A 15,083-nucleotide genomic window follows, 5' to 3' on the forward strand; every position below is an offset into this window, starting at 1 on the left:
GGAAATAGTTTGATGCTGACTTCTTCCATCTTCGGCGTGGACGTCTCACCGCGTGCCTTGCCCTCTTCTCCATGCGCCACTGCTGCGCCACCGACAGAAACCAACTGTTTGTATTCGTTGCTACGTGTGGTTTTCACCATACAGATCCGGCGCATCACTGACTCATCAGTCAGTTGTTGCATGATTTGTTTGTTCAGCTCAGGGATAACGGTATAGCCGCCCTCAGATGAAACACTCGTAGACAAAGCGCGGGTTTCGCCAGTCAAAACATAGTGGCGCAATTCATCATTGCTGAGTTTATTACTGGTCGGTTGTGTCTTTGATTGACTGCGTTCTTCATCAGCCAAGGCTTCATAACGGGCAATTTCAGTATTCAGCGTGTCGGACTGGCTGCGCAGTTCGTCGAACTGTTTTGCTTCATCTTCGGTGAGTGAACGTTTTTCAGTTTCGGCTTTGATGAGCAGTGAACGCATTTGTTCGGTGAGGGTTGCCTTTTGCTGGCGTAATTCGAGTAGCTTTTTCATGACATGGTTTCCGTGAACAAGAATGTTAAGACGTGAAACCAGCTCTGAGAGAGGCAGGCCGAATAATCTTTTTCTGCGTCTCACAGGCTGCTTCTCGCAGCTTGATTAAACGGCCTGATGGCGGCTCACGTCTGAGTGCCATTTCTTAATATATCTATGAAAAATAGAATAAAAAACCCTCGAAACATGAGGGCTAAACTTGCGGAAACATGAGGACGAAATATTTACAAAATTTTTCAATTACATAATTTAATGTCTTTAACATAAGTAGTAGGTGACATCCATGAAATTTTGTCACAAACCAAATAGCCATCATTTTTCAATTGATAACCTACAAAAAAAGAGATTGGAAAACCGATAATTAATGAAATGAACATTAACTTGCTCAGATATTTTACGATAGATTCATTATATTTTGGCAATCTATTAAATATGAAGAAAAAAGCAGAGCCTGCCATAGAATAAAATATTAATGGAAATGATAAGGAATACATTACCACCGCACCAGAGAATACTATCAAATCTTTCATAAGCACTAAAGAAATAATGTATTCGCTAACAGGAATCATAATACTTGTAACTACAATAAGCATTATCAAAGAGCCTAGTAATTTAATGTATTTATTCTTCATCTGATATTACCTAATCCATTAAATATTTGTTGCAAGTTAGCCTCTGGTGTTCTTTTCTTCCTATCAATCTCATTTTTAATATATTTTATAACTTTATCGCTTATTTGATATTGTTTATCAAGATAATCTAATCCTATAGCTACACCTATTCCAACAAGGAATACAATACCTGCTACAGCAACAACACTTCCCCCTACAAGCGCAGTAGCTGTTAATAGTGAACCTACAACCCAAGAGGAAGCAGCGATAATAGCCGTCTTAGCCATATCCATTGTGATGTTGCCAATAAAATCAGCCAATGTATATTCATCTTTAAATATACCTTCAATAATTCGATACCCAATAGAAAAAATAATACAAAACCTAACCCCACCAATGATGCTTGAATTAAGACCTTGCTGCCCTATTCCCATCATTAACATTTGAGGATGATTGGCACTATATCGCGCTCCTCGGATAATACGCCTAAGACCTGCATACCCTGATATGTGAATATATCTTCTTCCATTTTCTCCTATATGCTCTGTAGCTGTAATACCCAATCTCTTAAATTCTTGAATAACATCATATAAGCCACGTGAATCATAGATATTTCCAGCATAGGTAGAAATAGGGTCTGTGACAGAAAATACATACGACATAGGACTTTTTTTTCTGTTTTCTTCCTTCATTCCTCTTGCAAATGCTTCTCCACTATATGGATCCGGTGGACGAGGTGGATTTATATCTTCAATAATGCTTTTGGCTTCTGATAACGAAAGAACGATGTGGTATTGGGTATTATCACTCAATACTTTTTCTAGTCCAATGGCATCAAAAAATTCATGTTGAGGCTTTAACTGATTAATCCCCACATTACCCCTTAAAACATCGCCCATATAACCATCCCAAGTGGGATTATATTTCCTATGTGTCATTCTTTAATTCTCCATAATATTCAAAATAAATTATTCCAAGTGTTACTATAACGCCAGTTAAGAATTAATTGGTTTGTGCCATGATTCCCGATACAGCATCAATTAAACAGGATATAACAATAATACTTATCTATTCCAGCATGGATAAAAGTACACCAGTAGAATTGTGATTAATCTCTATTCTTAAATAAAATCAGATAATTACCTAATTGAAATTTCAGGTAATGCGAAAGATAAAAGCTCATCAAATTATTTTTCTCATAACCACAACGCTATATAACTGCATCAATTTCCACGGGATAGCGGGATAAATGTCATTTTTACTTTATATTTCATCCGGTTAACTTACCCCACATTATCCCGCTTATCCCGAAATGCAGTAACAATATTTTTAGCTCTTTACTATTCAATGAATTATAGCCTGTCAAAGAAAAAATGTTTTCGGGATAACCCATTGTCACGCTAATACTTTATCTATAGCTACATCACGTTACGGGATGCAATGGGATAATACGGGATAATTAAAACAGATATAACTTACTGATATTTATTTAATTAAATGTTTATTATCCCGCCATCCCGTTATCCCGATGTTTTTTCTTTTACGTGAGGGCTAATCTTCATCATTGAAAACCAGCACCACAAAGCGCCCCTGAGTGCCATTCACTGAAATGGTTTTACTGATAAAGCGGTCTTTCTCCGTTTTGATTAACATTCCGGCTTCTTCCAAAGCCTCAAAGCCTGATTTCTTCTGTAACCCCTGCAATATTTCTTCTTCAAATACGCTGGGAATAATGTGATATTCGACCTGACCATCATCACGGCGGTTATGTACCAGATAGCCCGCGAGATGGTTAATTCTCATGGCGTTAACAGTGTCTATGTTTCCATTCAGTTTTCCATAGGTATAAGGCTGAAAACGCGATAAGCCGTGTTTCTGGATAAAATCGCGGGCACGGGTGACAACCTGATATTTTTCACGGTTCCCGATACCAAAATCTGCTAACCAGTCATCAAAACTTTGCCTTATCGCGCTATGACAATCTGCCTTATTCCAGCCTGTAATGTGGATCGCCAGTTCTCCGGCGGCATCCAGTAAAGCGAAGCGGACAGCCACCCGTTTCACTTGTGCCGAGGCTTCTTCTGGCAGGCTATCAAGCCACTCTTTTTCTTTACGGGTTACAGTTTCTATTGCCTGTTCCTGATTTTCAGACAGCCACAAGATCCACGCCCGCCCAGCCGTGCCACAGTAGCGTTTTGATTCGCGTTTGATTGCCCTTGCGTGTGCATCACCATCCTCATAACCATTGAAAAACTCAGTATCAATAAACGGCACACTCAACAACCTGACTAACTGTCCTGCCTTTGGGGTAATCCCGCCTTTTATCAGGAAAGTTTCCAAATCTTCCTCTCCCGTCGAAAGGGCGGCTATCTTCCAGCGAATAACCACACGGTTTCCGCCTTCCCGTTTCCCCTGAATTTTACCGACGCCGTTAAATAAGCTGTAGGCACTGTTGGCGACTTCTTTCGGGTTCGAACTTTGCCCAATTTCATCAATCGGCAAGAAACCATCATTGCGGGCTGCCGCCTCGTTATTTAAACCGTGATGGGTGCCATGCCACGATAATTTAAGTTCTTCCGGATCACCGTATAAACTACTGGCGGCCTCAACCGTAGTCGTTTTACCCGCTGAGGACTGAGCGAATAAATGCACACCAAAACAGCTACCCCCTGTTAACGAGTTGAGCGGCGCAGCTAATCCCACCAGCACCCCCAGCATCATTGAACGGTTGCCTTTCATTAATGAAGCAACGCGGGTTTTCCATTCGTCGGCGGTTCCCCTGACCACATAACCCGCAATAGCCGATGTGCCCCCACAGAACGCCACGGGCATATCAGGCTGACCGATGATCTCACCATCCGGCATGACATATGCCCCACAGTGCCAACCTGCCGTCTGTGTGACTTCCCACTGGCGGCGATCTCCGCTGCGCTGTAAGTGGTCGGATAAAATCGGTAACAGGCTGTTTTTGGTTGTGATGTTAATTCCCCTTGAACGCAGCCGCGTCCAGCCTATCGGCATCCCAATTTCACGGCGGGGTAAGGCTTCAAAGGTCAGTTTATCTGTCCCTTCCTGAGATAACTTAATGATGAGATAACCTTCCCCGCCATCGTTACCAATACCGACGACCTCCATGTAATCACTCAGCCATTTTTCAATCTCAATGATTTCTCCGTTTTGTTCTTTAGGTTCAACCCAATAAATACCGTTCTTTCGTGTATCAACATGTGGCTTTAACAGATCGCGTTCTTTTTCTCTGTGTTCATCCAAATTAACCACGACTGATTTTGACACGGGTTCTTCTTTCCTTATCTGACATAATTCATCACTAAACGCTTGCTTTGCTGCCTCAATGCCGTAACGCTGGCGATAATCATCCCAATCGGTTTTTTCTTTTGTCGGTGGCAAAGATACCCATCCACCCACAGATTGAGCGGCCTTTTCTGCGGCAATCTTGCCGACGTTCTTTTTCAGTTTGCCGTTTTTGTCCCGTTCGCCTTGTTCGTGCCAGTCATTATCAGCAGCAAGAATGATTTTCGTGTTTGGCCATTGCTTTCTGACCAACTCAGCAACCGTCGGTAAATTACCTTCATCCATTGCAGCCAGTACCACGCCATCATGCAATTGGCTGACCGTTAACGCTGTTGCGTACAGATATGGCAACAAAAGCAGTAAATGCAAAGTCAAAAAAGTTAGAAGCTCGCGTACCACATGAGCTTGTTGATTTAATGGAAAAATTAAAAGAAGAAGGCGAAAGCACTGCACAATTCATAGTGTCGGCTATGTCGGGCGAAATCAAACGCCGCCAGCGTAAAGCCAAAACATCAACTGAGTAAGAATAATCAACTAACCCTCTTAAAGAGGGTTGCTTCTCCAATTGATGACTATTTAATATCAAAGAATCTCTATAGCTAATATCTACCATCACATCCCTTTATGCCAAAGATCAGGCTATTTTTAGAGTGAGTTTGACAACTGCCAATTAAGGCAGTTAATTTTTCCATGATGTTATTTTTAATTGGTCGGTTTACGGCTATACGGGTTATTTATATTTTCTACGGTTGGCGGATTACGTACCCAATGCAGCAAATCACTGAGCAACCAAGCACAAGAATTGCGGCCTAATGGCTTATGGGCAGGGAAGCGGCCTTCATTTTCCAGTTTCCATGCTGATGTTCTGGAAATAGAGGTAATGTGCTGGCGTTCCTTTTCACGGATCAGACGATCATAAGGTTCGCCATATTCAGAAAGGATAGAGCGGCGTTCTTCAGGTGTCGGAATGCTGTATTGAATAGTCATGTTACCCTCACTGTTTAATTGTTTTTGTGAGGGTATTTTACTTAATGGAAATTATTACGGAAGTAAGCCACATTTGTTACATATATATCACAATTATCATATTCGCAATCAAACTCATTCCCATTATTGAGCTGCTTTTAATATAACCACATTCTCATAGTTACCCGCCAATACATCAAGCCGCTCACACCATTTGTTTAAAGCGTCTAGCTTCTCTGGTAAGTATTGGCTTCGGTTATAAACTGCCAGAATACCACCTAAAGTATGACCTAGCAGTAACTCAACAATGTGCGGGGCGATCCCCATATCACTTAACATTGTGGCAAATGTGCGCCGTAAATCGTGAAGCACCCACTTCTCATTATGTTTTAGCCTTTCCCATACTCGACAGCCAGCCATGCTAACCGTTGTATAATCTTTTAATTCCCCCAACAAATATTCGGAATGTCTATTTTGGTGCTTTAACATTTTTATTTTTTCAAATATTGCATCAGGGATTGGCCTAATTATTTTCTCTCTCGTTTTGCTATTACATTCTGGAACAGTCCATAATTTTTGTTCTAAATCCCATTCATCCATTTTTGACATACGAATCTCTACTGTTCGTGCGCCAAATACAATTAATAGATAAAATATATTCTGATAGTAGGAAATATAGTAATTGCCATTAATTGATTTTAAAAAATCAGACAATTCTTTTTCTGTCAGAACTCGTTTTCGTTTATTTTGTTTAACCCCTATATCCTGCTTCGTGATACCTTCCAGTACATGAGAAACAGCAAATCGACGAACTCGGCAGAACTTTAAAGCCTGTTGAGACATTTGTAACAATGCACCTGCAATGCTCGGAGCGGTCTTTTTGACCAGAGAAAAACACCTTAGCCAATAATGAGTATCACAATCAGAAAGGGCAATTTCGCCTATATGCGGAAAAAGATGTTTTTCGAAACGTTCCCTGTATCTTTCAGATAAAACCAAATTTTCATCAACGTATTCATTCAACCAGTATTCTATAGCTTCTTTAACAGTTACTGGTTTTAAGGTGCTTTTCCTATCTAACTTTGTTTTTCTTTGTGGGTCTTTTCCTTCTGCTAACCATGTTCGACACTGGTCGCGCATTTCACGGGCTTTAGCTAAAGATAGATCGGGATATTTCCCTAATGTTAATAATTTTGCTTCTGACTCTCGACCACCTAGACGATATTTATATATCCAAGTTATAGAGCCAGCTTTTGTGACTCGAATCATCAGACTACCACCATCAGATATTTTTCTTACTCTATCGGAGCGTGTCCCCAACAGCGCTCTTAATTTCTTATCCGATAGTTTGTTTATACCTGTAGACATGTTCAAATCTCACAATTTGTTGCCCCACCGATTACCCCACAGTGTGATGCAAAAGTGAGAAAACGTCAATAAACACTGGAAAAATATACAGTATATGTTTTAAGATAACAATTTGATAAATAAGAAATAAAACTCAAATGGAATAGCATCAAAACACCTAATCCCATAGGTGACGATAACTTAACATTCGATTTAATCCCGAGAGCAGAATATTGATAATTTGCCTGATGCCTTACCAGACAACTGAGGAAGGCATTATAGCCTCATTCTCGACAAAAAAGATAAAAGCCTCCTTCAGCTCCTTCCTTGTTGTGAATCCAGTTGAATTTTCAGGATCAAATCGAGATCAGCGTATAAAATTTCAGATAATTACTCTCACTAACCTTAGGAATAATTCATGAAGTCGAAAACAGTACTCTTAGCTGTATTGACCGTTTTCAGTATGAGTGTTGCCTACGCAGACCAAGATAAAGCAGGATGTAAAATCAAGAAAAAAACGCTGGAGAAGCAACTCGAATATGCTCAAGCGGACAAAGACGAGCGTCTGATAAAGGGATTAACCAGAACCTTAGAAAACATAAAGACCACATGTGATCTGGAGAAACGACTGCAAAAGCAGAACAATAAATCAGAAACCGTGAAAAATAATTTGGCTGGCAATCCTCAGCCCCGAAAACAGGCAAGCAGCAAAAATCAGTCAGGCAAGCCAACTAAAAAAGCAGTAAATACCGGCAAAAAAGTGCAGGCTAAACAGAAATAGTCGGCCTGCACTCAATCGAGTATCAACTTTGCTCATTTTTCCGAAAACGAATAGAAGAAACTTACAGATTTTTTCCTCTGACTTGCTGACCATTAGAAGGCGAAATCTTGTAGTAAACTTTGTCACTCAAAAGAGACTCATTTTCAATTTCAACTGAAAGAATGGAATTATCTTTAGAAATCGCATAGTGGCTAAAATAATTACCTTCTTTTTCATACGGATAATGAAAATTGGGCTTGATAAACTTTTTCTCATAAGATTCATCCGAAGGATGATACTCATCTGAATAAATCACCTTTTGATCCCGGACAAAAATGATTTTATAAAAAAAACTGGCTTTCTCATTAAATGTCGTACCGATAATATCCTCAATATCTTCACGTTCTATTCCCTTATCGATGATATACATTTTGTCCCAGTCAAAAGGAGCCATCTTATTCACATCAATCAAACAGGTTGTATTTTTCTGACAATGCTTATCGGCATAACTAATAATGCCCAACTGGCTGTTATTGAAAGACAAAAATAAAATGGCAACTCCCAACATTAACACAAATACGATAATATTATTTTTGTTGACAACATGGAAAAACATCATTCCCTCCCTTCATAATCAAGTCTGATATGAGAAAACGGCCTTGGAATTTTAACCTTGAAAATCAACTTATTGCATTAACCTTACCACATCTCATTTATCACACTCCCTCAGGACATGATATTGATAAACACAATCTAAAAAGACGCTCCTGCTATTCAACAGCAGTCTGATCTTTTTGGAGTTCACAATATGTCATGAGGGCATATCCTGAATTGTGGAGACAACTCCACATCACTTATAATCAACTGTTTTATAATTGCTATTTGGTATATCAAGTGCGGTTTACAAGATAAAAAATTGACATTTATTTCAGTTCTTCAACATCAAAAGCCCTGTGTAGGAATACTCTGGATGGAGAAAAAGTATAGTAAGTGTACTCACTATTTTTTTGATTTCAAATAGAAAAATATGGTTAACAAATAATAAATGAGGAAAATGATTGCTAACGTGATTTACTGATAGTTTTAACAGGGTTGAATACATGGAATATTCGGGAAGAACACTGGTAATTTATACATGTCAGTGTTTTAGTTGATATGATTTTATTTTTGCATGTCTATACCTTTTAAATTTAAATAATCAATAGCTTCTTCCAACGGAAAAAACTCGGTCATTCCCTCATTAACACAATCTTCATAAATCACCATTTTTGTCTCATCAATGAAAAATATATAAACAAGACAACCCCAAAAAAATAATAATATTTTATTTCCTGCCAAAAAAATAAATGATGATTAATGAAAATACACGCCTATTAATATTTAAAATTACCATCCTCTGAAAAAATAACATTTCCTTTTTCCGATAATTCTAAAGTTCCATATTGATAAATAGTGTATGTTATTTTTTTATCTTTAAATTCATACCCATAAAAATCACAGCTTCCTGTTTTACAATCTCGGTTTAGAGTACTTCCTTTCACCATCAAAGAATTATGATTTTTCTTATTTATCACAGTAAAAATAACATCATCACAACTTATATTACCTTCGGAGCAACGTACATCGATAATGATATCATAAGTCTTTGTCTCAAAGTTAGATGTATAGGCTGAAAATGATATGTGCGGAAAAGCAGTAAGCATGATGGCCGAAAAGCATAAGAATATTTTGTTCATCATATTTCAAAAACCCTTAATTACTTACTCGAAGAATTTTCGGCAATAATAATACATTGATCTTATATAGACCATAATAGCGAAGAACTCCATTTTAATAAATGTACTTTATAATTAACCTATCACAAAGCTCATGCTGCCTTATCAGACAAGCATTCGTTTTTACAACATTTAAATAAAACTGCCAGAAACCGAACGTTATTACACCGTGGGATACGGGCTGTACGCTGACGATCAATTATGAACGGCTGTCTGGTGCTGATACCGGACAGTGACGAGACCTGCGCTATCCGGCAGCAGTACGCACGCCAGCAAGGCCAGCCCAGTGAAATTAAGCTGCGGATGCGGGAGCTGATTGGGGGTTATAAAAGTAGCGAAGTGCAGGGATTGAGCTGTTATTAAAAGAACAAGGCCGGAAGATCACAGGGATCTTTCCGGCCTTAATTACTATTTATAAATATCTATATTCATATTTAGATGCAATTATTTCCACATGGCTATCATTGCCATTAATTAAATAGTGCTTTAAATCCAGTCTATTGTGTGGGTCATATAATGACCTTTTACTGCTCAATATACCTGAGTTAGTTACTTGATAAAAGCCGGGGTCTGGGTGATATCTATTTCTTTCCCAAAATTCAATCCTATTTACCTTAGGATCTGTTTCCTCTATTGAATAATAACGTCCGGGACATCCACAAACATTTTCATGCGGCGAGCCCCCGGATAATCGCAATGATAACGTGCATGTCCGTGTCGGCTGGGAAACGCAGGCTGCCATACGGCGTTTCAAATAAGATGGGGAGTGGGCCGGATAAGGCGGATTTTTTCTGAACGTCACTGACTTTAATAAAAGCAGATGGGGCGGCCGGCTCAGCGGTTTTTTCCTGTAAACCGGCGGCGCGTTGGCGATGATGATAAAAGCGGGTTGTTGAAACCCCGATTTTTTGGCAAAACTGCGGGACAGTCAGTGGGGATTTTTTCTGCTGTTCAAAGATGTCCAGCCACTCAGCTTGAGTAAATTTGGATTGGCGCATGAGGTTTTTTCCATCATCAGAATAGGTGACACTATTTTAATCAGTGAATTCCCTCTGGCTAGGTGGGGTTCCCCGTACGCTTACCCTTAAGGGGCAAAGGCTTAAGGCCGCAGGCTTTGAGACTGTCGGCTCGGTCACGGTGAAGATCATGGACGGCTGTCTGGTGCTGATCCCTGACAGTGACGAGACGAACAGCCTCAAACAGCAATACCAGCGCCAGCGCGAGCAAATCAGTGAAATTAAGCTGAGAATGCGGGAGCTGATTGGCGACTATAAAAGCCGCTAAGGGCAGGGAGTGAGCAGCTCTTAAAATAACAAAGCCGGAAGATCGCGGGGATCTTTCCGGCTTTAAAACTAATTAACAAAATTATATTTTGTGAATATTACATTTTCTATCTGCTAAAATTGCCATGAAGGTATCATAGTAATTGCAATCAGGAGGACTAATTCTTTCTAAAAAAAGTTTTAATTTATTCATATTTTCAATATAAATATTAATTTCTGATTTTTCATAGCTAAGATCACCCAATAAATCATCAAACCCATGAAAATCTCTACCTATATATCCTCTTTTCCCCAAAAATGCTTCTCCAAGCATGCAAAAGAAGTCAAGATAATTATTGACACCTTCTAAGCTTAGTGAGGCATTAAGTATTTTATTAGGTTTTGGTGGAAAAATTTGCTGCCAGTATAAACATGCGGTTAGCCATAGATTTTTTGCTTCTATGCATTTGTTGTTTTTCCAGTAGATAAAATCATTTCCTTTAACCCACTCTTTTAAAATAGCAATAATGGTAAGAGGTGGCTCATCAGAAGTTTTTATTACGAATAAAAACTCTTGACTGTTTGTTAGAGTATTTTCTTTGTCTATTATATAACCATTAAATTCAAATGCACATACCCCATTGATATAATAGGATATAGTAATGGTGTCTTCTTTTTTTAATTTGACACTCTTCTGCATCTTTATTTCTTTTGATCTTAATAGAATCAATCCGAAATTATCGCTTTCATTATTACTCAGGTGAAAAAAGTCAATATCATCGGCTATAGCGCATTCTACATCATTAATATATATGCAATATTTACTGTGGTTCATAGTATTGCCATTCTGTTGAATAATTTAATGTTTATCATTTCACTGACTTGTGCCCTGGATATTTACCACCATCGGGATACCAAGGACTCGGAAATTTATAGACTTTTTCGTAATCATGATTTAGTACATATCCATATATTTTTTGACCATTAGGTAATGTTTGTTCTAGTATGCGATGGTGTGGGTCAAGCCCTTTTCCTGAATGAACTACTTGCCATTCTTTAGCTCCGATCCAGAATTTATTCGTTTTTCCTTTTCTATCTTCTAGGGTTTTTTGAATTCCAGTATCTTTATGTACCCTTGGAGTACCTTTTCCTGTGATTATATCTTCATATTCTCCCCTAACGCTTTTAGGGACTGGGTTTGGTGAAGATAATTTAATGGACTTATCACAATCTTTACCCGCCAACCCAAACGGATCAACCCAAGACAGCGGATTATATACGTAAGAATAAGGATTTACCCCGCCCAGCAGCCCGATCGGGTCTGGCGTCAGATACTGAGCTGTTTCCCGATCATAATACCGAAAACGGTTATAGTATAGCCCGCTTTCCGCATCCTCATATTGCCCTGCAAAACGCAGATTGCAGCCCACATGATAATCCGGGTCATTGGACGCGATCACCTGCGACTTCTCGGCTTTCCCCCACGTGGTCAGCCGCTGTGCCCAGACCAGCGTGCCGTTTTCGTTGAGCATCTCCCGCACCGTGCCCTGATGGTCACTCACCACATAATGCAGCTTGCCCCGTTCGTATCTGGCGGACGGCGTGAGCGCCCCCGGCGCGTACAGCCAGCGCACGCGGCTGTCCAGCGCCAGCGAGCCATCGGCATACAACGGCGTTTCCTCAATCAGCTGGTCACCGCTCCACAAATATTCCTGCCCGTAAATTTCCGTCGCCCGTGGCGTTAAATCCGGTTTACCGTCCAGCCAGCGTTGTAAATTAGCGGCCGTCAGTTTACCGTCGTGCACCTTAAGCTTGCGGATACGCCGCCCGAACGCATCGTATTGATAGTGCCAGCGTGAACCGTCCGGTGTCTGGCACTGGGTCAGTTGATGCCGGCTGTCCCAGCGATAACGCCAGACCTGTGGCCGAAAACCATCGCGCTGTGCCGTTTTTTCCACCAACCGGCCATGGTCATCATAGCGGTAGCGGGTGTCGCCCTGTTGGACCACACGGCCCGCTTGCTGCGACTGGGCAATATGATCCACCGCCCCCCGCGCATCCACCGGAAGATGTAAGTTCAGGTTACCGTTGGCATCATAGCGGAACTGCTCTTCATATGGCCGGGCCCCTTGATACATGGTCTGAACAATTTGACCATTACCATTATAGCGGTAACGCGTCTGCCCCCAGCGCCCGTCGTCAATCACCCTGACATTATACGCCCGGTCATATTGCCAGCTCCGGTTCACGGCCGTCGCCTGAGGCGGGAAATGCGGGTCATTCTGTTGCAGCGTTTCACGGAACAGGGCCGTCACACGGCCGGCTGACTGGTGTGCCAGTAATCCTGTTGCCGTATAGCGGCTGGCCAGAATAAAGCCGTCCGGACTTTCCCGTACCGTTTCCTGCCCCAGCGGATCATAATGCAGCAATAAGGGGCTGTGCCGGTTAAACTGAATCTGGTTCATCCCTCCCATCCGGTCATAACCAAACTGCAGGGTGTTGCCATCCAGCGTTTCCGCCGTCGGCAGGTCAGTGGTGCTGTCCCACTCCCGGACGATTTCCCGGCCATTCAACCGTTCACACACCAGATTACCGGCCTCATCATAGTCAAACTCGACCACCGCATCGGCTGAAGCCGCCCGGATCAACCGCCGCCGGGTATCATACCGGTATGCCGTAACGGCTGTCAGTTCACAGCTTAACTCCCCCGTGGTCCAGTGCTCCTGCCGGTTCACCTGATCCTGGGCGGTATAGCAGTAACGGATAAGCTGCCCATCCGGATGACGGGTCAACGTACGGCGGCCCAGCGGATCATAGGCATATTCCACCGTCCGTCCGGTAAAATCGGTTTCACGGATAATTTGCCCGGCCAGATCGCGCTCATAACGATACGTCTCGCCTGTTGCCATGGCCACACTGTTCAGCCGGACCAAACGATCATAACCAAAATTGAGTGTCGTACCATCCGGACGGATCAGCTGCGTCAGCAAGTCAAACGCCCCATACACATAGCGTGTGGTGTGTCCCTCACCGTCGGTGACGGCGGTGATCCGGCGTTCACTGTCGTAGTCAATCTGCTGCTTTACGCCATCCGGTAACTCAATTTCTGTCACACTGCTTTCCTGGCTGGCATGAAACGCACTGTGCTGATAATGGGTTTCCTGCCCCAGCGCATCGGTCACACAACGCAGCCGTCCCAGTCCGTCCTGATCATAACGCGTGGCATAGCCGTTGGGTAACAGCACCTGATGCAACCGGTGCCGCTCATAGTCATAACGCCATTGCGTCCCATCGGGCAGGATTCTGCGCAGTAACTCGCCATGCTGGTTATAACGGTATTCTTCCAGCCGTCCCTGTGGGTCAGTGACTGCATCCAAAGCGCCCTGCGCGCTGTAGTGAAAACACCAGTTTTTGCCCTCCGGTAATGTAGCCTGCAACACCTGACCGTATTCGTCATACTCGTAAATAAACGTTTCACCGGAAGGCTGAGTCAGTGTGGTCAGTTCACCGTAGGGGTTGTACTCGAAGGTGGTTTTTCTGCCCAGCGGGTCGGTCTCCGAGAGCTTATGACTGAGGTCCCATTCCAGCACCGTTTCTCTGCCCAGTGGATCAACTTTACGCACGATTTGGTCATTCTCATTGTACCCATAGCGGGTACAACCGCCTTCCGCATCCAGATAAGTCGTGACCCGATTGACCTCGTCATACTGAAAACGATCCTGCCAATAGCCCTGTGGGGTAGAGACTGACACGACTCTGCCTTTATCGTCATAACCCATTGACACATCAGTCGCGTCGGTATCGTGCCAGCGGGTCATGTAGCCGTGAGTATCATATTCATGCCACAGGTGACTGTGCTGGAAAGTCTGACACTCCGACAGGTAGCCGCGATCGTTATACTGGCAGGTCACCAATCGCTGGCGCAGTTCCTCCGTCAGGTATTCCACTGACACCAGCCGAGTCTGGTCATAGTCCAGTAACAATCGGTAACCATCAGAATGTGTAATTTGGGCCAGTTGGGGTATGCCCTCGTCGTGACGGTCTTCATAATGGAAAGTGATGCCATTGTCATGACGGTCACGGATCGCAGACAACAAGCGGCGTTCGCCATCCTGCTGTTCAAAGCTCAGGATTAATTGGGTCTGGCGATCAAAGACATGCAATCCGCCACTCCGCTCACCAAACAAGAGATAATGCCCGGCGTGCAGGTTAACGGAGAAAACCTTTTCCTCTGGGGTATGAAACGTGTAGACAACACCATCCGCATCGGTGAAATGAGTGGCCTTGCCGTCCCGGGTCAGATGCCGTGACCAGTCATCTGCCCATTTTGGCCCCAGCAATCCGGTAAAATCCGTGGTTGAGCGATAAGTCCGGACAAGTGACAAGGGCAACGTGCCCGGCAGGGAGAGCACCGGCCATTGTTGCAGGAAATCCCCCGTAGCCATATCGACCGGATCACCACAGCAATCTTCCTCCTTGGGCTTTTTACTGGTTTTCTGCGTCGATTCCTTAGGCTTCTCCTGCTT

General features: G+C 42.5%; 15 protein-coding genes. 4 read left to right on the forward strand and 11 right to left on the reverse strand.

Going from position 1 to position 15,083, the window contains the following annotated elements; all coding sequences use genetic code 11:
- The 4 genes from FE394_RS17520 to FE394_RS17535 form a co-directional block, all read right to left on the reverse strand.
- Positions 1-524 (reverse strand): phage major capsid protein (locus FE394_RS17520; RefSeq protein ID WP_319927637.1); only part of this gene is annotated, 524 nt, incomplete at its 3' end.
- A gap of 236 nt (positions 525-760) precedes the next feature.
- Positions 761-1,156 carry a DUF1240 domain-containing protein gene (locus FE394_RS17525; protein WP_319927638.1) on the reverse strand — a complete coding sequence of 132 codons (396 nt, stop codon included), beginning with the start codon at positions 1,154-1,156 and terminating at the stop codon, positions 761-763.
- Positions 1,153-2,073, reverse strand: a complete 921-nt coding sequence (locus FE394_RS17530; RefSeq protein WP_319927639.1) for a hypothetical protein — start codon at positions 2,071-2,073, stop codon at positions 1,153-1,155. The genes FE394_RS17525 and FE394_RS17530 overlap by 4 nt, the downstream gene beginning before the upstream one ends.
- Before the next feature lie 613 nt (positions 2,074-2,686).
- Positions 2,687-4,801 carry a TOPRIM and DUF927 domain-containing protein gene (locus tag FE394_RS17535; RefSeq protein WP_319927640.1) on the reverse strand — a complete coding sequence of 705 codons (2,115 nt, stop codon included), beginning with the start codon at positions 4,799-4,801 and terminating at the stop codon, positions 2,687-2,689.
- On the opposite strand from FE394_RS17535, the gene FE394_RS17540 reads away from it, so the two are divergent.
- Positions 4,792-4,971 carry a YlcI/YnfO family protein gene (locus FE394_RS17540; RefSeq protein WP_319927641.1) on the forward strand — a complete coding sequence of 60 codons (180 nt, stop codon included), beginning with the start codon at positions 4,792-4,794 and terminating at the stop codon, positions 4,969-4,971. The genes FE394_RS17535 and FE394_RS17540 overlap by 10 nt on opposite strands.
- Positions 4,972-5,149: 178 nt before the next feature.
- Here FE394_RS17540 and FE394_RS17545 read toward each other — a convergent pair whose 3' ends face one another.
- Positions 5,150-5,434, reverse strand: a complete 285-nt coding sequence (locus tag FE394_RS17545; protein ID WP_319927642.1) for a helix-turn-helix transcriptional regulator — start codon at positions 5,432-5,434, stop codon at positions 5,150-5,152.
- A gap of 123 nt (positions 5,435-5,557) precedes the next feature.
- The gene (locus FE394_RS17550; RefSeq protein ID WP_319927643.1) at positions 5,558-6,781 is read right to left on the reverse strand and encodes a tyrosine-type recombinase/integrase; all 1,224 of its coding nucleotides are present in this window, start codon (positions 6,779-6,781) and stop codon (positions 5,558-5,560) included.
- Positions 6,782-7,178: 397 nt separating this feature from the next.
- Here FE394_RS17550 and FE394_RS17555 point away from each other — a divergent pair, with 397 nt between their 5' ends.
- Positions 7,179-7,541 (forward strand): DUF1090 family protein, encoded by a 363-nt coding sequence (locus tag FE394_RS17555; protein ID WP_319927644.1) that lies wholly within the window; start codon positions 7,179-7,181, stop codon positions 7,539-7,541.
- 61 nt (positions 7,542-7,602) lie between these two features.
- Here the strand turns inward: FE394_RS17555 and FE394_RS17560 are convergent, their stop codons facing one another.
- Both FE394_RS17560 and FE394_RS17565 read right to left on the reverse strand, forming a co-directional pair.
- Positions 7,603-8,139 carry a hypothetical protein gene (locus tag FE394_RS17560; protein ID WP_319927645.1) on the reverse strand — a complete coding sequence of 179 codons (537 nt, stop codon included), beginning with the start codon at positions 8,137-8,139 and terminating at the stop codon, positions 7,603-7,605.
- Positions 8,140-8,893: 754 nt separating this feature from the next.
- Positions 8,894-9,259: a hypothetical protein gene (locus tag FE394_RS17565; protein ID WP_319927646.1), complete on the reverse strand. Its 366-nt coding sequence runs from the start codon at positions 9,257-9,259 to the stop codon at positions 8,894-8,896.
- Positions 9,260-9,496: 237 nt separating this feature from the next.
- On the opposite strand from FE394_RS17565, the gene FE394_RS17570 reads away from it, so the two are divergent.
- Positions 9,497-9,658, forward strand: a complete 162-nt coding sequence (locus tag FE394_RS17570; protein WP_319927647.1) for a hypothetical protein — start codon at positions 9,497-9,499, stop codon at positions 9,656-9,658.
- 305 nt (positions 9,659-9,963) lie between these two features.
- Here the strand turns inward: FE394_RS17570 and tnpA are convergent, their stop codons facing one another.
- Positions 9,964-10,293: an IS66 family insertion sequence element accessory protein TnpA gene (gene tnpA, locus FE394_RS17575; protein ID WP_319927648.1), complete on the reverse strand. Its 330-nt coding sequence runs from the start codon at positions 10,291-10,293 to the stop codon at positions 9,964-9,966.
- A 43-nt stretch (positions 10,294-10,336) separates the two neighbouring features.
- On the opposite strand from tnpA, the gene FE394_RS17580 reads away from it, so the two are divergent.
- Positions 10,337-10,579, forward strand: coding sequence for a SymE family type I addiction module toxin (locus FE394_RS17580; protein ID WP_319927649.1), 243 nt, complete (start codon positions 10,337-10,339; stop codon positions 10,577-10,579).
- An 81-nt stretch (positions 10,580-10,660) separates the two neighbouring features.
- On the opposite strand, the gene FE394_RS17585 is transcribed toward FE394_RS17580, so the two are convergent.
- Positions 10,661-11,392, reverse strand: coding sequence for a barstar family protein (locus FE394_RS17585; protein WP_319927650.1), 732 nt, complete (start codon positions 11,390-11,392; stop codon positions 10,661-10,663).
- A 34-nt stretch (positions 11,393-11,426) separates the two neighbouring features.
- Positions 11,427-15,083 (reverse strand): RHS repeat-associated core domain-containing protein (locus FE394_RS17590; RefSeq protein ID WP_319927651.1); only part of this gene is annotated, 3,657 nt, incomplete at its 5' end.

The organism is Xenorhabdus littoralis, assembly GCF_033949345.1.
Classification (GTDB): Bacteria; Pseudomonadota; Gammaproteobacteria; order Enterobacterales; family Enterobacteriaceae; genus Xenorhabdus; species Xenorhabdus littoralis.